At 37.7% G+C, this 273-nt stretch carries 1 protein-coding gene; it reads left to right on the top strand.

Annotation, left to right across the window (positions count from 1 at the left end):
• On the top strand, nt 1-273 hold a 273-nt coding region (locus tag ACVCZW_RS02130; RefSeq protein ID WP_452231532.1), incomplete at both ends, for a hypothetical protein.

Raw genomic sequence — 273 nt, 5'->3', positions numbered from 1 at the left:
GTAACTTCCAATTACGACTTCAACAACTTAAACGTAGTTTGTGGTCCTTGTGGTTCGCTTCCTGTTACCTATACCGTTGCAGATGATTGTGGTAATGAATCTACAATTACAGTAACGCTGAACTTCGGAGATACTACTGGTCCAGATCTTACTGCTTGTAATGTAGTAGATGAAACGATAGAATGTGATGGTGATAATAACCAAACTTTAGCAGATACTTGGAATGCAGATAATATCGTAGAACTTCAAGCTTGTGCGGATGATATTAATGTA

Source organism: Lacinutrix sp. MEBiC02595, from assembly GCF_053601555.1.
The sequence above is the reverse complement of the archived record's forward strand: the minus strand, read 5'-3'. Positions and strand labels throughout refer to the sequence as shown.